This window comes from Rhizobium mayense (assembly GCF_030272705.1).
In the GTDB taxonomy this organism is placed as follows: domain Bacteria; phylum Pseudomonadota; class Alphaproteobacteria; order Rhizobiales; family Rhizobiaceae; genus Rhizobium; species Rhizobium mayense.
Genome location: NZ_JARFYM010000003.1, coordinates 1 through 18,323, shown reverse-complemented (window position 1 = coordinate 18,323; position 18,323 = coordinate 1). Strand labels below are relative to the sequence as shown.

Annotated in this window: 31 protein-coding genes; all 31 read right to left on the bottom strand. The window is 59.3% G+C overall.

Going from position 1 to position 18,323, the window contains the following annotated elements; all coding sequences use genetic code 11:
* Positions 1 to 3: 3 nt before the first annotated feature.
* Positions 4 to 2,076, bottom strand: coding sequence for an FUSC family protein (locus PY649_RS05635; protein WP_285867218.1), 2,073 nt, complete (start codon positions 2,074 to 2,076; stop codon positions 4 to 6).
* Positions 2,073 to 2,549: a MarR family winged helix-turn-helix transcriptional regulator gene (locus PY649_RS05630; RefSeq protein WP_285867217.1), complete on the bottom strand. Its 477-nt coding sequence runs from the start codon at positions 2,547 to 2,549 to the stop codon at positions 2,073 to 2,075. Before PY649_RS05630 ends, PY649_RS05635 begins: the two co-directional genes overlap by 4 nt.
* A 214-nt stretch (positions 2,550 to 2,763) precedes the next feature.
* A complete protein-coding gene (locus PY649_RS05625) occupies positions 2,764 to 3,174 on the bottom strand; it encodes a ribosomal maturation YjgA family protein (RefSeq protein WP_285867216.1) in 411 nt (136 codons plus the stop codon).
* 174 nt (positions 3,175 to 3,348) lie between these two features.
* Complete coding sequence (gene rplQ, locus PY649_RS05620) at positions 3,349 to 3,771, bottom strand: 50S ribosomal protein L17 (protein WP_120703928.1); 423 nt, start codon at positions 3,769 to 3,771, stop codon at positions 3,349 to 3,351.
* Positions 3,772 to 3,816: 45 nt separating this feature from the next.
* Complete coding sequence (locus PY649_RS05615; protein ID WP_028753958.1) at positions 3,817 to 4,827, bottom strand: DNA-directed RNA polymerase subunit alpha; 1,011 nt, start codon at positions 4,825 to 4,827, stop codon at positions 3,817 to 3,819.
* A gap of 103 nt (positions 4,828 to 4,930) precedes the next feature.
* Complete coding sequence (gene rpsK / locus PY649_RS05610) at positions 4,931 to 5,320, bottom strand: 30S ribosomal protein S11 (protein WP_004118426.1); 390 nt, start codon at positions 5,318 to 5,320, stop codon at positions 4,931 to 4,933.
* Between the two features lie 133 nt (positions 5,321 to 5,453).
* Complete coding sequence (gene rpsM / locus PY649_RS05605; RefSeq protein ID WP_004118424.1) at positions 5,454 to 5,822, bottom strand: 30S ribosomal protein S13; 369 nt, start codon at positions 5,820 to 5,822, stop codon at positions 5,454 to 5,456.
* 218 nt (positions 5,823 to 6,040) lie between these two features.
* Positions 6,041 to 6,691, bottom strand: coding sequence for an adenylate kinase (locus tag PY649_RS05600; protein WP_285867214.1), 651 nt, complete (start codon positions 6,689 to 6,691; stop codon positions 6,041 to 6,043).
* On the bottom strand, positions 6,688 to 8,028 hold the full coding sequence (gene secY / locus PY649_RS05595) for a preprotein translocase subunit SecY (protein ID WP_285867213.1): 1,341 nt from the start codon (positions 8,026 to 8,028) through the stop codon (positions 6,688 to 6,690). Before secY ends, PY649_RS05600 begins: the two co-directional genes overlap by 4 nt.
* A 224-nt stretch (positions 8,029 to 8,252) precedes the next feature.
* The gene (rplO, locus tag PY649_RS05590) at positions 8,253 to 8,723 is read right to left on the bottom strand and encodes a 50S ribosomal protein L15 (protein ID WP_285867212.1); all 471 of its coding nucleotides are present in this window, start codon (positions 8,721 to 8,723) and stop codon (positions 8,253 to 8,255) included.
* A 16-nt stretch (positions 8,724 to 8,739) separates the two neighbouring features.
* The gene (rpmD, locus tag PY649_RS05585; protein ID WP_007690786.1) at positions 8,740 to 8,952 is read right to left on the bottom strand and encodes a 50S ribosomal protein L30; all 213 of its coding nucleotides are present in this window, start codon (positions 8,950 to 8,952) and stop codon (positions 8,740 to 8,742) included.
* Between the two features lie 13 nt (positions 8,953 to 8,965).
* The gene (rpsE, locus tag PY649_RS05580; protein WP_028753962.1) at positions 8,966 to 9,535 is read right to left on the bottom strand and encodes a 30S ribosomal protein S5; all 570 of its coding nucleotides are present in this window, start codon (positions 9,533 to 9,535) and stop codon (positions 8,966 to 8,968) included.
* Positions 9,536 to 9,663: 128 nt separating this feature from the next.
* The gene (rplR, locus tag PY649_RS05575) at positions 9,664 to 10,026 is read right to left on the bottom strand and encodes a 50S ribosomal protein L18 (RefSeq protein ID WP_028753963.1); all 363 of its coding nucleotides are present in this window, start codon (positions 10,024 to 10,026) and stop codon (positions 9,664 to 9,666) included.
* A 12-nt stretch (positions 10,027 to 10,038) separates the two neighbouring features.
* Positions 10,039 to 10,572 carry a 50S ribosomal protein L6 gene (gene rplF / locus PY649_RS05570; protein ID WP_285867210.1) on the bottom strand — a complete coding sequence of 178 codons (534 nt, stop codon included), beginning with the start codon at positions 10,570 to 10,572 and terminating at the stop codon, positions 10,039 to 10,041.
* A gap of 41 nt (positions 10,573 to 10,613) precedes the next feature.
* Positions 10,614 to 11,012, bottom strand: coding sequence for a 30S ribosomal protein S8 (rpsH, locus tag PY649_RS05565; protein ID WP_112572299.1), 399 nt, complete (start codon positions 11,010 to 11,012; stop codon positions 10,614 to 10,616).
* Positions 11,013 to 11,024: 12 nt separating this feature from the next.
* The gene (gene rpsN, locus PY649_RS05560; protein WP_285867209.1) at positions 11,025 to 11,330 is read right to left on the bottom strand and encodes a 30S ribosomal protein S14; all 306 of its coding nucleotides are present in this window, start codon (positions 11,328 to 11,330) and stop codon (positions 11,025 to 11,027) included.
* Between the two features lie 33 nt (positions 11,331 to 11,363).
* Positions 11,364 to 11,921 (bottom strand): 50S ribosomal protein L5, encoded by a 558-nt coding sequence (rplE, locus tag PY649_RS05555; protein ID WP_285867208.1) that lies wholly within the window; start codon positions 11,919 to 11,921, stop codon positions 11,364 to 11,366.
* The gene (rplX, locus tag PY649_RS05550) at positions 11,914 to 12,222 is read right to left on the bottom strand and encodes a 50S ribosomal protein L24 (protein ID WP_104822787.1); all 309 of its coding nucleotides are present in this window, start codon (positions 12,220 to 12,222) and stop codon (positions 11,914 to 11,916) included. Before rplX ends, rplE begins: the two co-directional genes overlap by 8 nt.
* Before the next feature lie 11 nt (positions 12,223 to 12,233).
* The gene (gene rplN / locus PY649_RS05545) at positions 12,234 to 12,602 is read right to left on the bottom strand and encodes a 50S ribosomal protein L14 (RefSeq protein WP_003573790.1); all 369 of its coding nucleotides are present in this window, start codon (positions 12,600 to 12,602) and stop codon (positions 12,234 to 12,236) included.
* A 225-nt stretch (positions 12,603 to 12,827) separates the two neighbouring features.
* A complete protein-coding gene (rpsQ, locus tag PY649_RS05540; RefSeq protein ID WP_120703921.1) occupies positions 12,828 to 13,067 on the bottom strand; it encodes a 30S ribosomal protein S17 in 240 nt (79 codons plus the stop codon).
* Between the two features lie 12 nt (positions 13,068 to 13,079).
* Positions 13,080 to 13,280 carry a 50S ribosomal protein L29 gene (rpmC, locus tag PY649_RS05535; RefSeq protein WP_007690763.1) on the bottom strand — a complete coding sequence of 67 codons (201 nt, stop codon included), beginning with the start codon at positions 13,278 to 13,280 and terminating at the stop codon, positions 13,080 to 13,082.
* A gap of 11 nt (positions 13,281 to 13,291) precedes the next feature.
* Entirely contained in the window at positions 13,292 to 13,705 is a 414-nt protein-coding gene (gene rplP, locus PY649_RS05530; RefSeq protein ID WP_004118395.1) for a 50S ribosomal protein L16, read from the bottom strand.
* 36 nt (positions 13,706 to 13,741) lie between these two features.
* Positions 13,742 to 14,467, bottom strand: coding sequence for a 30S ribosomal protein S3 (gene rpsC / locus PY649_RS05525; RefSeq protein ID WP_104822786.1), 726 nt, complete (start codon positions 14,465 to 14,467; stop codon positions 13,742 to 13,744).
* On the bottom strand, positions 14,467 to 14,856 hold the full coding sequence (gene rplV, locus PY649_RS05520) for a 50S ribosomal protein L22 (RefSeq protein WP_004118391.1): 390 nt from the start codon (positions 14,854 to 14,856) through the stop codon (positions 14,467 to 14,469). The genes rpsC and rplV overlap by 1 nt, the downstream gene beginning before the upstream one ends.
* Positions 14,857 to 14,858: 2 nt before the next feature.
* Complete coding sequence (gene rpsS / locus PY649_RS05515) at positions 14,859 to 15,137, bottom strand: 30S ribosomal protein S19 (RefSeq protein ID WP_004118389.1); 279 nt, start codon at positions 15,135 to 15,137, stop codon at positions 14,859 to 14,861.
* 15 nt (positions 15,138 to 15,152) lie between these two features.
* Positions 15,153 to 15,989: a 50S ribosomal protein L2 gene (gene rplB, locus PY649_RS05510; protein ID WP_120703920.1), complete on the bottom strand. Its 837-nt coding sequence runs from the start codon at positions 15,987 to 15,989 to the stop codon at positions 15,153 to 15,155.
* An 11-nt stretch (positions 15,990 to 16,000) separates the two neighbouring features.
* Positions 16,001 to 16,294: a 50S ribosomal protein L23 gene (locus tag PY649_RS05505; RefSeq protein WP_285867207.1), complete on the bottom strand. Its 294-nt coding sequence runs from the start codon at positions 16,292 to 16,294 to the stop codon at positions 16,001 to 16,003.
* A complete protein-coding gene (rplD, locus tag PY649_RS05500) occupies positions 16,291 to 16,911 on the bottom strand; it encodes a 50S ribosomal protein L4 (RefSeq protein ID WP_285867206.1) in 621 nt (206 codons plus the stop codon). Before rplD ends, PY649_RS05505 begins: the two co-directional genes overlap by 4 nt.
* A gap of 13 nt (positions 16,912 to 16,924) precedes the next feature.
* Positions 16,925 to 17,566 (bottom strand): 50S ribosomal protein L3, encoded by a 642-nt coding sequence (gene rplC / locus PY649_RS05495; RefSeq protein WP_285867205.1) that lies wholly within the window; start codon positions 17,564 to 17,566, stop codon positions 16,925 to 16,927.
* Between the two features lie 39 nt (positions 17,567 to 17,605).
* On the bottom strand, positions 17,606 to 17,914 hold the full coding sequence (gene rpsJ / locus PY649_RS05490) for a 30S ribosomal protein S10 (RefSeq protein ID WP_003547547.1): 309 nt from the start codon (positions 17,912 to 17,914) through the stop codon (positions 17,606 to 17,608).
* Between the two features lie 310 nt (positions 17,915 to 18,224).
* A partial coding sequence (locus PY649_RS05485; RefSeq protein ID WP_018099700.1) for an EF-Tu C-terminal domain-related protein occupies positions 18,225 to 18,323 on the bottom strand: 99 nt, incomplete at its 5' end.

Below are 18,323 nucleotides of genomic sequence, written 5' to 3'. Positions count from 1 at the left end.
ATTTTACTCGGCGGCAATGGAATGAGGTTGAGTGGTATCCGATAGAGGCGGCCGCCAGCTCGCCGGCGGTTCGGCATGAGGGAAGAGCGCCCGGCGAAGGCCAACGAGCGCATCGAGGCTCGCCCGGCCGGAGCGGCGCTTTTCCTGAGCAACCGCTTCGAGACTGTGGTCGATCGACACGCGCAGTTCGTCGGAAGGTTCCACAGCACGCTTGGCCTTCACCCTCGAGCGATAGAAATCCGATACGCCGATCAGGACTTCGCTGATGGAGGCGGCGGCCGCGGAGCCCAGTTGCCGACGCTCCTGCTGCAGCATCAGCACGTTGAAACCGAGACGGACGTCGGCAAAACCGTCGACCTTTTTCAGTTCGCGGTTTTCGATGCCTGCGAGGCGCGGCACGAGCTGGCCCAGACGGTCCAGAATGCGACCGGACAAGCGCTCGTGATCGGCGTTGCGGATGCCGGCGGCAGTTTCGGCAAGGTCGGTCCAGCCGGCCCGCACCAGGCGCCAGGCGGCCAATTCGGCGCCGAACGGACGGGTGAGCAATGTCCAGACCAGGGCGAAGCCCACGCCCGCCAAAGCTGCGATCGCGCTATTTGTGAAGCTGGCAAAATCGGCCGCATAGCGATCCTGCAACGCGATAAAGCTTGCGCCGTTTACGGCAAGCAGCATGGCGAGCATGTTCGTCTGCGGGCGCGGGATCAATAGGCCCATCAACAGGAAGGGCGGCGCAAAGACAAGCACCAGCATCTCGAAGCCGGAGATGGACGGCAATATGCCGAAGATATAGACGCAGGCGATGACCAGGCTCATGGCGCACCAGATGAACATCGAGGTAATGAAAGGTGCGGGCCGATCAAGCGCGGCGAAAAACGAACAGGCAACCGCCGCCATGCTGACGAAGCCTGCGCCATCCTCCCATCCGGAATAAATCCAGAAGAAGCAGGCAACCGCGATGCCGACGACGACCGTACTGGCCGAGAAGGCAAGCAAGCCATAATCAAAGTGCCTAATGTGACCGACGATCTCACGGTGACGGAAAGCGGGGCGCCAAATGCCGACCTGCTGCCCGGAAATGATCTGGTCACGCAGTGTCAGGCAATCCTGCCAGAGATCGACGATTTCCTTCAGACGATCCAGTGCACTCGACCGGACAAGATCATCCCAGCCGAGATCAATGTCATTCTGCTGCAATTCCTCGATCTTCTCGGAGAGGGTGTCGGCGGTATCGTCAGCCGCGCTGCGACCGCCCTGCCCGATCCAGTCGGCCACATTATTCAGCACTACGACCAGCTCGTGCGGCAGTGGCTTTCCACCAGTCTTCAGCGCATGCAGCCGATCGGCAAGGGACGAGAAGAGCGGCAGCAGCATCAACAGGCGGCCGCGCAGCTCACGGGAATGCCTGACAATGTCACGGCTGCCCGCATCATATCTGAGCTGGCTGATAACGAGATCGAGACCGGTGACGTCGGAAGCCAGCTTCTGCCGCTTCAATGGAGTTGCCGGAGTGGCGCCCTCGCCACGCAGTATCTCGTCCGCCCAGGTGCCGGCATCATCCAGCCACGAGCCGATACGGCTACCCAGCACGGTACCGACGCTGCTCGGGAAAACAATGGCGCTAACGACGCTTGCACAGATGATGCCGATGATGATCTCCTCGGAACGGGCAAGCGCCACATCGAATATGGTCTCAGGCGAACCGACGGTCGGCAGCGCGATCAGCGGCAGCGTATAACCAGCAAGCATGAAGACGTAGCTGCGCGAGGTGCGGTCGAGCATCGAGATGAACAGCAAGGTGCCGGTCCAGAGCGCGACGACGACGGAAAGCAATTCCGGCGCATTGACGAAGAGCGGGATGAGAATCACCGATGCAGAAGCGCCGATGAGTGTACCAAGAGCGCGGTAGAGCCCCTTGGAGCTGGTTGCGCCTGCAAGAGGATTAGCGACCACGTAGACGGCGGCCATCGCCCAGTAGGGGCGCGGCAGGTCTAGGGACAGCGCAATGAACAGCGCCATGATAGCAGCAATGAAGGCTTTGACCGAAAACAGCCAGTCGCGCCAGGATGGGATGCTCATAAGACCTTCCCCCTCTCCTGCTCTGCCTCAGCCGCCTTTGGCGCCTCGAATTCCTCGAAGGCCTTCAGGACCCGGATGGCAGCCTCGATATCCGCCTGGTCGACATTGGCGAGGATATTCCCGCGCAGCGTGTCGAGTGCGTCCTCCATGCGAGAGGCAAGCACCTCGCCTTCGGCCGTCAGCCACAAGCCTTTCGCGCGCCGATCGGTCGGGTCATCCTTGCGGATGACCAGCTCCATGCCTTCCAGCTGATCGAGCAACCGGACCAAAGACGGGCCTTCGATGCCAACATGGGTCGCGAGAACCACCTGCCGGACGCCTCCCCCTAGACGGCCGATCCAAAGCAGGGGCGCAGCCGCGGCTTCCGATAGGCCATAGGAACTCAGCGTGACATCGACAACCCGGCGCCATTGGCGGCCAGTCGTCAGCAAGTTGGCGGTAAAGATTCGTTGAAGGGCGTTTAGCGATTTCATGAAAATCTAATTAGCATTAAACTAATTAGTATTCAAATTATTTTCATCAAAACCGTTATTCGAATCGTGAAATGCAGCCATGCGTTCAGAGGGCGGCCCCGCAAAGCGGCAGCCGATGCGAACAGTCGAGTAGGCTTCCGTTTACCCGGAACAGGGTTCTATCGACCGACGCTGTTTAGATATGGCGGATCATCCGAATGAAACTCGGCTGGCATTAAACCAGGCGCTTCGGCCTCGACAGCGCGCAATCAAGCGCTAGCGCCACCGCGATACCGGCGGCATAGGCCATGATATTCCAGAGTGAAAAGACTCTTCCCAGCAACAGGGCTCCGGCGGTGGTCAATCGAAAAGCATCCAGCGCTGGCGTATGCCAAAGCCTGAAAAGCTCAACGAGCACAGCAACGGTCAGCGCCACCGAGGTGATCCTGAAACGCCTCGCCGAAGCCAATATTGTTGCCAGGAGCCAATAGACCATCGCTCCCCACAATAAAGAGCCGCCATATTTGACGACCACAAAGGGCAGATGCATCGCATAGCCATATCGCCGGAGCGCGAGGCCGCTCGCTATGGTCAGCAGCAGCGCCAGGAACAGAGGCCATCTTCCTCGTGTCAGTTTTCGCTTCATGCCCAGCGACGCTCCCACAGGTAAATGCACATAAGCCGGCGTGCGACTCAGCCATGTAGCGTCGATATTCCATAGCGATCGCGGAGAATGAAAGCCCGTCTTCACGGACCGCAAACAACAAAAAGGCCGGATGATCGCTCATCCGGCCTCCTGATCAGATATTCGAAGCTGGCCTTAAGCGGCTGCGGCTTCTTCTTCGGCAGCAACGCGAGCCTTGTCGGCTGCGCCCTTGGCGAAGGTGTCGCGATCGACGAATTCGACGACGGCGAGAGCGGCATTGTCGCCCTGGCGGAAGCCGGCCTTCATGATGCGCAGGTAGCCGCCGTTGCGGGTGGCGTAACGCGTTGCGATCGCGTCGAAGAGCTTCGAAACGACAGCGGCGTCGCGGATCTGCGAGATGGCCTGACGACGAGCGTGCAGGTCGCCGCGCTTGCCGAGGGTAACCAGCTTCTCGACGATCGGGCGGATTTCCTTAGCCTTCGGCAGGGTGGTGACAATCTGCTCATGGGTGATGAGCGAAGCCGCCATGTTGGCGAACATCGCCTTACGGTGGCTAGCGGTTCTATTCAGCTTGCGGCCGGCTTTACCGTGGCGCATGGCTATTCTCCTTCACTTGCAGGCATCCGCCTGCCGTTTGAAACGTTAGTATTGGTCTTCGTAGCGCTTGGCGAGATCTTCGATGTTCTCGGGCGGCCATGCCGGCACTTCCATGCCGAGGTGCAGGCCCATGGAAGCGAGAACTTCCTTGATTTCGTTCAGCGACTTGCGACCAAAATTCGGCGTGCGGAGCATTTCTGCTTCGGTCTTCTGAATGAGGTCGCCGATATAGACGATGTTGTCGTTCTTCAGGCAGTTTGCCGAGCGAACAGACAGTTCCAGTTCGTCCACCTTCTTGAGGAGCGCCGGGTTGAAAGCAAGTTCGGTGACTGCTTCTTCTTCGGCTTCCTTCTGCGGTTCGTCGAAGTTGACGAAGACGCCAAGCTGATCCTGGAGGATGCGAGCCGCGAAAGCGACGGCATCTTCGCCGGTGATCGAGCCATCGGTTTCGATCGACATGCTCAGCTTGTCGTAGTCGAGAACCTGTCCTTCGCGGGTGTTTTCAACCTTGTAGGACACCTTCTTGACCGGCGAATAAAGGCTGTCGACCGGGATGAGACCGATCGGAGCATCTTCCGCACGATTGCGCTCGGCCGGGACATAGCCCTTGCCGTTGTTGACGGTGAATTCCATGCGAATTTCGGCGCCCTCGTCGAGCGTGCAGATGACATGCTCGGGGTTGAGGATTTCGATATCGCCGACCGTCTGGATGTCGCCAGCCGTTACCACGCCGGGGCCCTGCTTGCGAACCACCATGCGCTTGCTGTCATCGCCATCCATCTTGATGGCGATTTCCTTGATGTTCAGCACGATGTCCGTCACGTCTTCCCGGACGCCCGGGATAGAGGAGAACTCATGCAGCACGCCGTCGATCTGCACGGCCGTCACAGCGGCGCCGCGCAGAGAGGACAGCAGAACGCGACGCAGCGCGTTGCCGAGAGTGAGACCGAAACCACGCTCCAGCGGTTCAGCTACGAGCGTAGCCTTGGTGCGGCCGCTCGAGGAGAACTCGACCTTGTTCGGCTTGATCAGTTCCTGCCAGTTTTTCTGAATCATGTTCTTGCCTTCCGTTCGTTGCCACCATCCAATCGTGGCAACCGAGCTTGAGAAGCACCGAACCGGACACATATGCGCCGGCTGGTGTCGTGAGTGGCGATGATCAGACGCGGCGCTTCTTGCGCGGACGGCAACCATTGTGCGGAATCGGGGTCACGTCACGGATGGACGTGATCATGAAACCTGCAGCCTGGAGCGCGCGCAGAGCGGATTCACGACCGGAGCCCGGACCGCAAACTTCGACTTCCAGCGACTTCATGCCATGTTCCTGGGCCTTCTTGGCGCAGTCTTCAGCAGCGATCTGAGCAGCGAACGGGGTCGACTTGCGCGAACCCTTGAAGCCCTTGGCACCAGCGGACGACCAGGCAATCGCGTTGCCCTGTGCGTCGGTGATGGTGATCATCGTGTTGTTGAAGGTCGAATTGACGTGCGCAACGCCCGAGGTAATATTCTTGCGCTCGCGACGGCGAACGCGGACGGCTTCCTTGGCCATGGTAGTCCTTTCTTGGATCTCTTCACCGCCGTAATGCCAGCGGCTACACCGGAGCGACGCCTATATGGCCCCGCTCCAAACTCAAAAGAGGCCGGCGCAGACCGCCAGCCTCCCACATCCGGCTTCCCGGAAATTACTTCTTCTTACCAGCAATAGCCTTTGCCGGACCCTTGCGGGTGCGGGCATTGGTGTGGGTGCGCTGGCCGCGAACCGGCAGGCCGCGACGATGACGCAGACCACGATAGCTGCCGAGGTCCATCAGGCGCTTGATGTTCATCGCGGTTTCGCGACGAAGATCACCTTCGACCTGATAGTCACGGTCGATGGTTTCGCGGATCTGCAGAACTTCGGCGTCCGTCAGCTGATTGACGCGACGCTCGGCCGGAATACCGACCTTCTCGCAGATTTCCTGTGCAAACTTCGGTCCGATCCCGTGAATGTAACGAAGCGCAATAACTACGCGCTTTGCGGTCGGGATGTTGACGCCAGCGATACGAGCCACGCCTGTTCTCCTTGCATTCCTTTTGCCTAAGCAAAGGGCTTTGTTATGCAGCCCTGGAGCTGCTTGTTCAATTTGGGTCCGTAACATGTCAAAACGACCGTGCTCGGACCTCCCTACGGAAATCCGCGCCGATCGCATAGCATGTCGCGAGTTGGCGCGGTGTTTAGCGGAATCAGCGCAAAAAAGCAACCGCCCCCGACAAGTTTATTTTAAGCTATCTAGAGCTTAGAAAGGATGGCCTCGATATTGGCCGTCACATGCTCGATATCGGCCATGCCGTCGACCGACTGAAGCTTGCCCTTGGCATAGTAGTAGCCAATGAGCGGCGACGTTTCCTTGTAGTAGACCTGCAGACGCTCGACGACTGTCTCTCTGTTGTCGTCGGCGCGACGCTTGAAATGCGTGGAACCGCAACGGTCGCACACACCTTCCACCTTCGGCTTCAGGTTTTCGTCGTGATAACCGGCGCCGCAATTGGCGCAGGTATAACGGCCCGAGATGCGATCGGCGAGCACACCGTCATCCACCTTGATCTCGATCACGACAGAAAGATCGAGACCTTTCTCCTTAAGCATCGCTTCCGTCGCATCGGCCTGAACCAGCGTGCGCGGATAACCGTCAAGAATAAAGCCCTTGGCGCAATCCGGCTGATCGATACGCTCGGACACAATGGCATTGACAATCTCATCTGAAACAAGCTTTCCGGCGTCCATGACGGCCTTGGCACGCTTGCCTACTTCAGTCCCGGCTGCCACCGCGGCCCTCAGCATATCACCTGTGGAAAGCTGCGGAATGCCGTATTTTTCCACGATACGCTGGGCCTGGGTCCCCTTACCTGCTCCCGGCGGCCCCAAAAGTATCAATCTCATCGCCCCCTCTTTCCTCCACGCAACTTCGATTTCTTGATCAGGCCTTCATATTGCTGTGCGATCAGGTGACCCTGAATCTGCGCCACCGTATCCAGCGTTACGCTAACCACGATCAGAAGCGAAGTGCCACCCAGAGACAGCGGAATACCGGTCTGGGACACGAGAATTTCGGGCAGAATGCAGACGAAGACAAGATAGATCGCGCCGATCACCGTGATCCGGGTCAGCACATAGTCGATATATTCGGCGGTGCGCTCGCCCGGACGGATGCCCGGAATGAAGCCGCCGTGCTTCTTCAAATTGTCGGCCGTGTCTTTCGGATTGAAGACGAGCGCGGTGTAGAAGAACGCGAAGAATGCGATAAGGGCTGCGTAGAGCACCATGTAGATGGGCTGGCCGTGACCGAGGGCAGCGACGATCGAGGTGACCCAAGTCGGCAGGGCCGTGTTGTTTCCGAGACCGGCCACGGTTGCCGGCAGCAGCAGCAACGACGATGCGAAGATCGCCGGGATAACACCTGATGTGTTGAGCTTCAGCGGCAGGTGCGAGGTATCGCCCTGGAACATGCGGGTGCCGACCTGGCGCTTCGGATACTGGATCAGCAGGCGGCGCTGGGCACGCTCGACGAAGACGATCAGTCCGATGACCAGGACAGCCACCACGAGCACGGCGAGAATCAGACCGGTCGACAGAGCGCCCGTGCGGCCAAGTTCGAGCGTACCGGCAAGCGCGGTCGGCAGACCGGCTGCGATACCAGCGAAGATAATCAGCGAAATGCCGTTGCCGATTCCGCGCGAGGTGACCTGCTCACCGAGCCACATCAGGAACATCGTGCCGCCGAGCAGCGTGACGACGGTCGAAAGACGGAAGAACCAGCCTGGATCTAGAACGACGCCGTTACCGTGCTCAAGGCCGATCGCAATGCCATAGGCCTGCAAAGCGCCGAGCAACACCGTGCCGTAGCGGGTGTACTGGTTGATGATCTTGCGGCCCTGCTCGCCTTCCTTCTTCAGGTTCTCGAGCGCCGGCACGACCGAGGTCATGAGCTGCACGATGATCGAAGCGGAGATATAGGGCATGATGCCGAGCGCGAAAATCGCCATGCGCTGCACGGCGCCGCCGGAAAACATGTTGAAAAGGCCGAGAATGCCGCCGGACTGATTCTGGAAGGCCTGGGCGTAGGCCGCCGGATTGAGCCCCGGAAGCGGGATATGGGTACCCAGACGGTAGACGAGGAGAGCACCGAGCGTGAACCACAGGCGCTTCTTGAGATCCTCGGCTTTGGCAAAGGTCGCAAAATTGAGATTGGATGCCAATTGTTCCGCTGCAGAAGCCATGCAAATCTCCGCATTACCAATTCCGGCATTATCGGCCGGGTCCGGAATCAGTCTTTAATTGTTTAAAAGCCGGGTTTTGGACGGATTGCGTTGCAATCGGATGCCTCACCCTTGGTTCCCGTTATTCCCCGGAAAGACACTGCTGCATCATTCAGGTTCGTGAGGCTCACATATGGGAGCAAAATCGCCCGGTGTGAAGCACCCCGGGCGATTTATTGATAAGATTATTCTGCGACAGAAGCGAGCAGCTTGATGGAACCGCCTGCCTTTTCGATCTTTTCGACCGCCGGCTTGGAGGCACCTGCGACTTCCAGCGAAAGCTTCGCCGTCAGTTCGCCGTCCGAAAGAACGCGAACGCCGTCCTTGACGCGGCGAATCACGCCGGCAGCCTTGAGAGCGGCAGCATCGACGGTTGCCTTGGCATCGAGCTTGCCGGCATCGACGGCAGCCTGGATGCGAGCGAGCGACACGACGACATAGTCGGCAGCGAAGATGTTGGTGAAGCCGCGCTTCGGCAGACGACGGTAGATGGGCATCTGACCGCCTTCGAAGCCGTTGATGGCAACGCCCGAACGGGACTTCTGACCCTTCACACCACGGCCGCCGGTCTTGCCGGAGCCGGAGCCGATGCCGCGGCCGAGGCGCTTGCGGCTATGGGTCGAGCCTTCGTTATCCTTAATCTCATTCAGTTTCATAGCGAATACCTCCGGCTCACTTCTCGTCGACAACGCGAACGAGATGCTGGACAGCACGGATCATGCCACGAACGGCCGGAGTATCTTCCAGCGTGCGGCGACGGTGCATCTTGTTCAGTCCGAGACCGATCAGCGTCTTCTGCTGAACATCCGGACGGCGGATGGGGCTGCCAATCTGCTCGACCGTAACGGTCGCCTTGGCTTCAGCCTTCTTGGTCGTCTTGGCCATAGGTCAAACTCCCTTATTCTTCGGAGGCATTGCCCGAGGACGTACGGCGAGCCTGCAGGGTGGCATACTTGATGCCGCGCTGAGCTGCGATGTCCTTCGGGTGAACCTGGTGCTTCAGGGCGTCGAACGTAGCGCGAACCATGTTGTACGGGTTCGACGAACCGGTCGACTTGGCAACGACGTCGTGAACGCCGAGCGTTTCGAAAACGGCGCGCATCGGGCCGCCGGCGATGATACCGGTACCGACCTTGGCCGAGCGCAGCAGAACCTTGCCGGCGCCATGGCGGCCATGGACGTCGTGATGCAGCGTACGGCCGTCACGCAGCGGTACGAAGATCATGTCGCGCTTGGCGCTTTCGGTTGCCTTGCGGATCGCTTCCGGCACTTCGCGTGCCTTGCCGTGACCGAAGCCGACGCGGCCCTTCTGGTCACCGACGACGACGAGGGCGGCGAAACCGAAGCGGCGGCCACCCTTTACAACCTTTGCGACGCGGTTAATCGCGACCAGCTTGTCGACGAATTCGCTATCGCGCTCTTCACGGCTCTGGCGGTCTTCCCGCGGAGCCCTCTTTTCCTGTGCCATTGTCCTCTTCCTTTTTCTTTTCCGGGTGCAATCGGCAAACAAAACGAAGACCGCATCAACCTCCTCACGGAGATCAGCGGTCCGGTGATATCCGGCCGGCGCTCGAAAGCTACCGGCCGGAAACTTAATCAGAAGGTCAGGCCGCCTTCGCGGGCTGCATCGGCCAGAGCCTTGATACGGCCGTGGTAGATGAAGGCGCCGCGGTCAAACACGACTTCCTTGACGCCGGCCTTGGAGGCGCGCTCGGCAACGAGCTTGCCTACGAGGGCTGCGGCGGCGGTGTCGGCACCGGTCTTCAGAGAACCACGCAGATCCTTGTCGAGGGTGGAGGCAGACGCAAGCGTCTTGCCGGCCACATCATCGATGACCTGGGCGTAGATGTTCTTCGACGAGCGATGAACCGACAGGCGCGGACGGCCATTGGCCACCGACTTGAGTTGACGACGCACGCGGTTGGCACGACGTGCAAGTGCTTCTTTCCTGCTAGCCATTTCGCGTGATCCTTACTTCTTCTTGCCTTCTTTGCGGACGATCCGCTCGTCGGCATACTTGACGCCCTTGCCCTTGTAGGGCTCAGGACCGCGATATTCGCGGATTTCAGCGGCAACCTGGCCGACCTGCTGCTTGTTGATACCGGAGACGACGATTTCCGTCGGCTTCGGCACAGCGATCGTGATGCCCTGCGGCGGCTCATAAACCACGTCGTGGCTGAAGCCGAGCGCGAGCTGCAGGTTCTTGCCCTGCATGGCGGCACGGTAGCCGACGCCGTTGATTTCGAGCTTGCGCTCGTAGCCGTCCTTGACACCCTTCAGGATGTTCTCGATCATCGTGCGGGACATGCCCCACTTTGCGCGAGCATCCTTGGAGTCGCTGAGCGGCGTTACGACAATTGCATTGTTTTCCAGCTTGAGACCGATTTCGTCGTTAGCGACGAAAAACAGCTCGCCCTTGGGGCCCTTAGCAGTCACCTTCTGGCCATCAACCGAGGCCGTGATTCCTGCAGGCACCTGAACGGGCTTCTTACCGATACGAGACATTTTTCAAACCTGTCTGTTTCGAAGGAGATCCCTGTTCGATCTTAGAAGACCGAGCAGAGAACCTCGCCACCAACATTCTGTTCGCGAGCCTGGTGATCGGCCATCACACCCTTCGGGGTCGAAAGGATGGTGATGCCGAGGCCGTTCGCGACCTGCGGAATGGACTTGACCGAGACATAAACTCGGCGGCCCGGCTTGGACACACGGCCGATCTCGCGGATCACCGATGCGCCTTCATAGTACTTGAGCTCGATGTTGAGCTCAGACTTGCCGTTGCCGAAATCGACGACGGAGTAGCCACGGATGTAGCCTTCAGCCTGTAGAACATCGAGAACACGCGCACGAAGCTTGGACGCAGGCGTCGAAACCGACGACTTGCGGCGCGAAGCACCGTTACGGATACGGGTGAGCATATCGCCCAAAGGATCAGTCATAGTCATCTAATCTGCTCCTTACCAGCTCGACTTGACGACGCCCGGCACTTTGCCGAAGTTGCCGAGTTCACGCAGCGCGATACGCGACATGCGCAGTTTGCGGTAATAGGCGCGCGGGCGGCCCGATACTTCGCAACGGTTGCGAATACGGGTCTTGGATCCATCGCGCGGGAGCGATGCCAACTTCAGAGTGGCCTTGAACCGCTCTTCGATCGAAAGAGACTGGTTCATGATGATTGCCTTCAGGGCAGCCCGCTTCGCAGACTGGTTGGCAACCGTATTGCGGCGGCGCTTGTTCTTTTCGACTGCGCTTGTCTTCGCCATATCAGGGTTCCTTTTCTACGCTCGTCGTTACGGTTATTGACGGAACGGGAAGTTGAACTCTTTCAGAAGAGCCCGTGCTTCGTCGTCGGTCGTCGCCGTCGTGCAAACGATGATGTCCATGCCCCACATCTGATCAACCTTGTCGTAGTTGATCTCAGGGAACACAATGTGCTCCTTGATGCCCATGGCGAAGTTGCCACGACCGTCAAAGCTTTTCGGGTTCAGGCCGCGGAAGTCGCGAACGCGCGGGAGCGCGATGTTGACCAGACGGTCCAGGAACTCGTACATGCGGGCGCCGCGCAGCGTAACCTTTGCGCCGATCGGCATGTTTTCGCGGACCTTGAAGCCTGCGATGGAGTTGCGTGCGCGGGTGATGACCGGCTTCTGGCCGGCGATCGCTGCGAGGTCGGCGGCAGCAACAGTCGGCTTCTTCGAATCAGCCGTTGCTTCGCCCACGCCCATGTTGATCACGATCTTGTCCAGCTTCGGGATCTGCATCTCGTTGGCGTAGGCGAACTTCTCCTGCATCGCTGCGCGAATGCGAGCGACATATTCCTTCTTGAGCCGCGGCTCGTACTTTGCCTCAGCCATCGATCACTTCTCCCGAGGTCTTGGCCACACGGACCTTCTTGCCATCTACAACCTTGAAACCGACGCGGGTCGGCTTGCCGTCCTTGTCGACGATCGCAATGTTGGACAGGTGAAGCGGGGCTTCCTTGCTGATGATGCCAGCTTCCTGGGTCTGCGTCTGGCGCTGGTGGCGCTTGATGACGTTGACGCCACGGACGACCGCACGGTCTTCCTTCGGCAGCACTTGAATAACTTCGCCGGTGCGGCCCTTGTCCTTGCCGGCCAATACGACGACCTTGTCGCCTTTACGGATCTTTTGCATCGCTCCGCTCCTTAAAGTACTTCTGGAGCCAGCGAGATGATCTTCATGTGGTTCTTGGCGCGAAGTTCGCGCGGAACCGGTCCGAAGATACGGGTGCCGATCGGCTCTTTCTTGTTGTCGATGAGGACTGCTGCATTGGTATCGAAGCGGATGACGCTGCCATCCGGACGACGGATGTCCTTGGCGGTACGAACAACAACCGCCTTCATCACGTCACCCTTCTTCACACGGCCGCGCGGAATGGCTTCCTTGATCGAAACGACGATGACGTCGCCGATCGAGGCATACTTGCGCTTCGAGCCGCCCAGCACCTTGATGCACATGACACGACGTGCGCCGGAATTATCCGCCACGTCGAGGTTTGTTTGCATCTGAATCATGTCAGGTCGCCTTCTTGTTGTTACCGGAATGGTTGGGCTTAACAGCCCCCTACCCCGGCTTATGGACTAGTCTCTTGTCTGATTTCTCCGGCGCTCGGAACCACCTGGGTCACCTTCGCCAGCCATCAATAAAGCAAAAGAACGCCCGTTCTCGAGCGTCCTGCTTCCAAGCTCGTGCTTCATACAGATATTTCGCCCAAGCGCAAGGGCCTGAGCGAAATTCTGTTACTTGGTCTGGGCGGAAACGACCGTCCAGGTCTTGTCCTTGGAGATCGGCGCGCATTCCTCGATGGAAACGACGTCGCCGACCTTGTATTGATTGTTTTCGTCGTGAGCCTTGTATTTCTTGGAACGACGAACGGTCTTCTGGAGCAGCGGATGAGCGAAACGACGCTCAACGCGGACAACTACCGTCTTCTCGTTCTTGTCGCTGACCACGACGCCCTGCAGAATGCGCTTCGGCATGTTATTCTTCCTTTAGGCCTTTGCTTCTGCCGCCTTCTGGCGGGCAATGGTTTTCACGCGAGCGATGTCCTTGCGGACTTCGTTGATGCGCGAGGACTTCTCAAGCTGGCCGGTCGCCTTCTGAAAGCGCAGATTGAACTGCTCCTTCTTCAGCTTGGCAAGCTCGTCCTTGAGTTGGTCGGCGCTCAGGGCGCGAACATCTGCGGCTTTCATGAGCTTCTTCCTTACTCTGCAATGCGCTGCACGAAGCGCGTCTTGACCGAGAGCTTGGCGGCGCCGAGGCGCAGAGCCTCACGAGCGATTTCCTCGCTCACACCATCGATCTCGAACATCATACGGCCGGGCTTGACCTTGCATGCCCAATATTCGACAGAGCCCTTACCTTTACCCATGCGGACTTCGGTCGGCTTTGCGGTTACCGGAACATCCGGGAACACGCGGATCCATACACGGCCGGCGCGCTTCATATAACGCGTGATCGCGCGGCGGGCCGCTTCGATCTCACGAGCGTTGACGCGGTTAGGCTCCTGCGACTTCAGACCGAATTCGCCGAATGCGAGGTCAGAACCACCCTTGGCAACGCCCTTGATGCGGCCCTTAAATTGCTTGCGGTACTTCGTACGCTTTGGCTGCAACATTTTCTTATTCTCCGAACTTATCTGCCACGAACGCTATCAAGCGTTTTCGCGGCGGCGGTCTCTATCGCGATCGCGGCTAGCCGGACCCTGAGCGTCGCCTTCCAGCGCGCGGCGTTCGGAGGCCATCGGATCATGCTCAAGGATTTCGCCCTTGAAGATCCAGACCTTGATGCCGCAGATGCCGAATGCGGTTTCTGCTTCAGCCGTGCCGTAGTCGATGTCAGCGCGCAGCGTATGCAGCGGCACGCGACCTTCGCGGTACCATTCAGTACGAGCGATTTCCGCACCGCCGAGACGGCCGGCGCAGGTGATCTTGATGCCTTCGGCGCCAAGACGCATCGCGGACTGAACGGCGCGCTTCATGGCGCGACGGAAAGCAACACGGCGCTCGAGCTGCTGAGCGATCGACTGGGCAACCAGCGTCGCGTCGATTTCCGGCTTGCGAACTTCAACGATGTTGAGGTGCGTTTCGGAATTCGTCATGTCCGACAGCTTCTTGCGGAGCTTGTCGATGTCAGCGCCCTTCTTGCCGATGATCAGGCCCGGACGAGCCGAGTGGATCGTGACGCGGCACTTCTTGTGCGGACGCTCGATGACCACCTTGGAGATACCGGCCTGCTTCAGTTCGTTCATGACGAACTTGCGCATCTTCAGGTCTTCGTGGAGGAGCTGGCCATACTCGGCATTGTCCGCAAACCAGCGGCTATCCCAGGTACGGTTGATGCCAAGACGAAAACCGATTGGATTGATTTTCTGACCCATTATGCGGCCTCCCCTTGAGCTTCCACTTCACGAACGACGATCGTCAGGTGCGCGAACGGCCGCTCGATACGAGATGCGCGGCCACGGCCACGGGCGTGGAAACGCTTCATGACGATCGACTTGCCGACGTAGGCTTCCGCCACGACCAGCGAGTCAACGTCGAGATCATGGTTGTTCTCAGCGTTGGCGATCGCAGATTCGAGCGTCTTCTTGACGGCGCCAGCAATGCGCTTGCGCGAGAATTCGAGCTCTGCGAGCGCGCGATCAACCTTCTTGCCACGGATCGAAGCCGCGACCAGGTTGAGCTTCTGCGGGCTGACGCGGAGCGTGCGCGCAACTGCCTGCGCCTCGTTGTCCTTCAGCCGGCGTTCGGTTTTTGCCTTGCCCATTGTTACTTCCTCTTCGCCTTCTTGTCCGCACCGTGACCATAATAGGTACGGGTCGGGGCGAACTCGCCGAACTTGTGTCCGACCATGTCTTCGTTGACGCTGACCGGAATGTGCTTGCTGCCGTTGTAGACACCGAAGGTGAGACCAACGAACTGAGGCATGATGGTGGAGCGACGGCTCCACATCTTGATCACTTCGCTGCGTCCGCCTTCGCGCACCTTCTCAGCCTTCTTGAGAAGATAGCCGTCAACAAACGGACCTTTCCATACTGAACGAGCCACTTGAGACTTCCTCTCTTACTTCTTGCGCTGATGGCGCGAGCGCATAATGAACTTGTCGGTCGACTTGTTCGACCGCGTACGCTTGCCCTTGGTCGGCTTGCCCCAGGGGGTCACCGGATGGCGACCACCGGAGGTGCGGCCTTCACCACCGCCGTGCGGATGGTCGACCGGGTTCATGACAACGCCGCGGTTATGCGGACGCTTGCCGCGCCAACGGGAACGACCGGCCTTGCCGTCGTTGATGTTGCCGTGGTCCGGGTTCGAAACGGCGCCGATCGTTGCGAGGCACGAGCCATGCACGAGGCGCTGTTCGCCGGAGTTCAGGCGAAGGATCGCCATGCCCTGGTCACGACCGACGAGCTGGGCGTAGGAACCGGCGGAGCGAGCGATCTGACCGCCCTTGCCCGGCTTCATTTCCACGTTGTGGATGATGGAGCCGACCGGAATGAACTGAAGCGGCATGGTGTTGCCAGGCTTCACGTCCACAGCTTTGTCCGAAGCAATAACCTTGTCGCCGGAAGCGAGGCGCTGCGGAGCGAGGATGTAGGCCAGTTCGCCGTCCGTGTACTTCACCAGAGCGATGTAAGCGGTACGGTTCGGATCGTATTCGATGCGCTCGACGGTTGCTTCAACGTCGAACTTGCGACGCTTGAAGTCGACCAGACGGTAGCTGCGCTTGTGACCGCCGCCCTGGAAGCGCACGGTGATGCGGCCGAGGTTGTTGCGGCCACCCTTGGAGGTCAGGCCTTCGGTCAGGGTCTTGACCGGCTTGCCCTTGTAGAGCGAGGACCGGTCGACGATGACCAGCTGACGCTGGCTCGGGGTCGTCGGATTGAATGTTTTCAATGCCATTTTCTTATTCCTCAGAGACCGGTGGAGACGTCGATCGACTGGCCTTCGGCGAGCGTCACAACAGCCTTCTTCACGTCCTTCTGCTTGCCGACCAGGCCGCGGAACCGCTTGACCTTGCCCTTGCGCAGCAGAGTGTTGACGGCCGTAACCTTGACGCCGAACAGCGCCTCGACGGCAGCCTTGATTTCAGGCTTCGTCGCGGTCTTGGCAACGTTGAAAACAACCTGGTTGTTATCCGAAACCAGCGTGGACTTTTCGGTGATCGCAGGAGAAACGATCACATCGTAATGGCGAAGATCCGTCACTTGAATCGCTCCTCTAGAGCTTCAACCGCAGCCTTGGAAAGCACGAGCTTGCCGCGACGCAGGATGTCGTAAACGTTGATGCCCTGAACCGGCAGAACATCGATATTCGGGATGTTCTGGGCTGCGAGCTTGAAGTTGCTGTCGAGCTCGGCGCCACCGATGAAGAGCGCGTTGGTCAGGCCGAGCGTCTCGAAAGCGCCGGCGAGAGCCTTGGTCTTGGCATCGGCTGCGACCAGGTTGTCGAGGACGATGACGTCTTCGGCCTTGATCTTGGCGGACAGAGCATGACGCAGGCCAAGGGCGCGAACCTTCTTCGGCAGATCGTGCTCGTGGCTGCGAGCGACCGGGCCGTGAGCCTTACCACCGCCGCGGAACTGCGGAGCGCGAGCCGAATGGTGACGAGCGCGGCCCGTACCCTTCTGCTTGTACATCTTGGCACCGGTACGCGCTACGTCTGCGCGGCCCTTTGCCTGATGCGTGCCCTGCTGCTTCTTGGCGAGCTGCCAGCGAATGACGCGTGCGAGGATGTCCTCACGCGGCTCGAGGCCGAAAATCGCATCAGAAAGGGAAACCTTCCCAGCGTCTTTTCCCTCGAGGGTCTTGACGTTCAATTCCATTGGTTTGGCTCCCTTACTTCGCAGCCGACTTGACGGCATCGCGCACGATGATCCAGGCACCCTTGGAGCCGGGAACTGCGCCCTTGACGAGGATCAGACCGCGATCTTCGTCGGTCGATACCACTTCGAGGTTCTGCGTCGTGACGCGTGTCTGGCCCATGTGACCAGCCATCTTCTTGTTCTTGAACACCTTGCCCGGGTCCTGGCGCGAGCCGGTCGAACCGTGCGAGCGGTGCGAAACCGACACGCCGTGCGTGGCGCGCAGACCGCCGAAGCCGTGGCGCTTGATGGCGCCGGCAAAGCCCTTACCGATCGTCGTGCCGGTCACGTCGACGAGCTGGCCCGCCGTGAAGTGACCTGCGTTGAGCTCAGTGCCGACTTCAAGCAGGTTGTCGTCCGTGACACGGAATTCGACGAGCTTGGCCTTCGGCTCAACGCTGGCAACGGCGAAGTGGCCGCGCAGGGCCTTCGTCGTGTTCTTGACTTTCGCCTGGCCGGCACCGAGCTGAACTGCGGTGTAGCCATTCTTTTCTACTGTGCGCTGGGCCACGACCTGGCAGCCATCCAAACGCAATACGGTTACCGGGACATGCTCGCCGGCGTCGTTATAGACGCGGGTCATTCCCACCTTCTGTGCAATCACACCTGAACGCATCGGTTCAATCCTTCTCACTCAGCTCGAGGACCAGAGGTCTCAGAGCTTGATCTCAACATCGACACCGGCGGCGAGATCGAGCTTCATCAGCGCGTCTACCGTCTGCGGGGTCGGGTCTACGATGTCGAGAAGGCGCTTATGCGTGCGCATCTCGAACTGCTCGCGGCTCTTCTTGTCGATGTGCGGGGACCGGTTTACCGTGAACTTCTCGATACGAGTCGGAAGCGGAACGGGGCCCCGGACGCTTGCACCGGTGCGCTTCGCCGTCGACACGATCTCGCGCGTGGAAGCATCGAGAATCCGGTGATCGAACGCCTTCAGGCGAATGCGGATATTTTGGCCGTTCATTCGACGTTATCCTTGTGTTTTGTTATCTCGCGCGCCGCTCAAAAAGGGCACGGATTGTTCTTTTTCCTAAGGCGGACCACCGGTTTCAAAGATCGAGAGGGACGCCGCTACAGCATCCCCATCCACTTCTTTAGACCTTTCGGCCCACCTTATTGTTAATCTCATCGGCCGCTTCGCTATCCGAAGCAGGGCGCAAATCGCGCTCGCGCGCCATTTGCAACATTTCCACGTCATAAGCAAGCGGCTACCGCCGCTTGCATCATATTATTGTCATCGAATCGGCCACCCGGATGGAGTGGCCGGTTTCGACTTACTCGACGATGCTGGCGACGATGCCGGCGCCGACGGTGCGGCCGCCTTCGCGGATAGCGAAGCGCAGCTTTTCTTCCATCGCGATCGGAACGATCAG

What these genes read in the sequence shown, in the direction of transcription:
- rpsE (WP_028753962.1), bottom strand. Translation starts at nt 9,535, where the DNA reads ATGGCACAGGAAAAGAGGGCTCCGCGGGAAGACCGCCAGAGCCGTGAA.
- PY649_RS05625 (WP_285867216.1), bottom strand. Translation starts at nt 3,174, where the DNA reads ATGAAGCGAAAACTGACACGAGGAAGATGGCCTCTGTTCCTGGCGCTG.
- secY (WP_285867213.1), bottom strand. Translation starts at nt 8,028, where the DNA reads ATGGCTTCTGCAGCGGAACAATTGGCATCCAATCTCAATTTTGCGACC.
- rplE (WP_285867208.1), bottom strand. Translation starts at nt 11,921, where the DNA reads ATGGCTGAGGCAAAGTACGAGCCGCGGCTCAAGAAGGAATATGTCGCT.
- rplF (WP_285867210.1), bottom strand. Translation starts at nt 10,572, where the DNA reads ATGTCTCGTATCGGTAAGAAGCCCGTTCAGGTGCCTGCAGGAATCACG.
- rplN (WP_003573790.1), bottom strand. Translation starts at nt 12,602, where the DNA reads ATGATTCAGATGCAAACAAACCTCGACGTGGCGGATAATTCCGGCGCA.
- rplD (WP_285867206.1), bottom strand. Translation starts at nt 16,911, where the DNA reads ATGGAATTGAACGTCAAGACCCTCGAGGGAAAAGACGCTGGGAAGGTT.
- rpmD (WP_007690786.1), bottom strand. Translation starts at nt 8,952, where the DNA reads ATGGCCAAGACGACCAAGAAGGCTGAAGCCAAGGCGACCGTTACGGTC.
- PY649_RS05615 (WP_028753958.1), bottom strand. Translation starts at nt 4,827, where the DNA reads ATGATTCAGAAAAACTGGCAGGAACTGATCAAGCCGAACAAGGTCGAG.
- rplV (WP_004118391.1), bottom strand. Translation starts at nt 14,856, where the DNA reads ATGGGCAAGGCAAAAACCGAACGCCGGCTGAAGGACAACGAGGCGCAG.
- PY649_RS05600 (WP_285867214.1), bottom strand. Translation starts at nt 6,691, where the DNA reads ATGAGATTGATACTTTTGGGGCCGCCGGGAGCAGGTAAGGGGACCCAG.
- rpmC (WP_007690763.1), bottom strand. Translation starts at nt 13,280, where the DNA reads ATGAAAGCCGCAGATGTTCGCGCCCTGAGCGCCGACCAACTCAAGGAC.
- rpsJ (WP_003547547.1), bottom strand. Translation starts at nt 17,914, where the DNA reads ATGAACGGCCAAAATATCCGCATTCGCCTGAAGGCGTTCGATCACCGG.
- rplB (WP_120703920.1), bottom strand. Translation starts at nt 15,989, where the DNA reads ATGGCATTGAAAACATTCAATCCGACGACCCCGAGCCAGCGTCAGCTG.
- PY649_RS05630 (WP_285867217.1), bottom strand. Translation starts at nt 2,549, where the DNA reads ATGAAATCGCTAAACGCCCTTCAACGAATCTTTACCGCCAACTTGCTG.
- rplR (WP_028753963.1), bottom strand. Translation starts at nt 10,026, where the DNA reads ATGGCTAGCAGGAAAGAAGCACTTGCACGTCGTGCCAACCGCGTGCGT.
- rpsC (WP_104822786.1), bottom strand. Translation starts at nt 14,467, where the DNA reads ATGGGTCAGAAAATCAATCCAATCGGTTTTCGTCTTGGCATCAACCGT.
- rplX (WP_104822787.1), bottom strand. Translation starts at nt 12,222, where the DNA reads ATGCAAAAGATCCGTAAAGGCGACAAGGTCGTCGTATTGGCCGGCAAG.
- rpsK (WP_004118426.1), bottom strand. Translation starts at nt 5,320, where the DNA reads ATGGCCAAGGAAGCCGTCCGCGTTCGCCGTCGCGAGCGCAAGAATATT.
- rpsN (WP_285867209.1), bottom strand. Translation starts at nt 11,330, where the DNA reads ATGGCGAAGACAAGCGCAGTCGAAAAGAACAAGCGCCGCCGCAATACG.
- rpsH (WP_112572299.1), bottom strand. Translation starts at nt 11,012, where the DNA reads ATGACTATGACTGATCCTTTGGGCGATATGCTCACCCGTATCCGTAAC.
- rplQ (WP_120703928.1), bottom strand. Translation starts at nt 3,771, where the DNA reads ATGCGCCACGGTAAAGCCGGCCGCAAGCTGAATAGAACCGCTAGCCAC.
- PY649_RS05635 (WP_285867218.1), bottom strand. Translation starts at nt 2,076, where the DNA reads ATGAGCATCCCATCCTGGCGCGACTGGCTGTTTTCGGTCAAAGCCTTC.
- rplO (WP_285867212.1), bottom strand. Translation starts at nt 8,723, where the DNA reads ATGAAACTGAATGAGATTAAGGATAACGAAGGCTCGACCCATAGCCGC.
- rpsQ (WP_120703921.1), bottom strand. Translation starts at nt 13,067, where the DNA reads ATGCCGAAGCGCATTCTGCAGGGCGTCGTGGTCAGCGACAAGAACGAG.
- rplP (WP_004118395.1), bottom strand. Translation starts at nt 13,705, where the DNA reads ATGTTGCAGCCAAAGCGTACGAAGTACCGCAAGCAATTTAAGGGCCGC.
- rplC (WP_285867205.1), bottom strand. Translation starts at nt 17,566, where the DNA reads ATGCGTTCAGGTGTGATTGCACAGAAGGTGGGAATGACCCGCGTCTAT.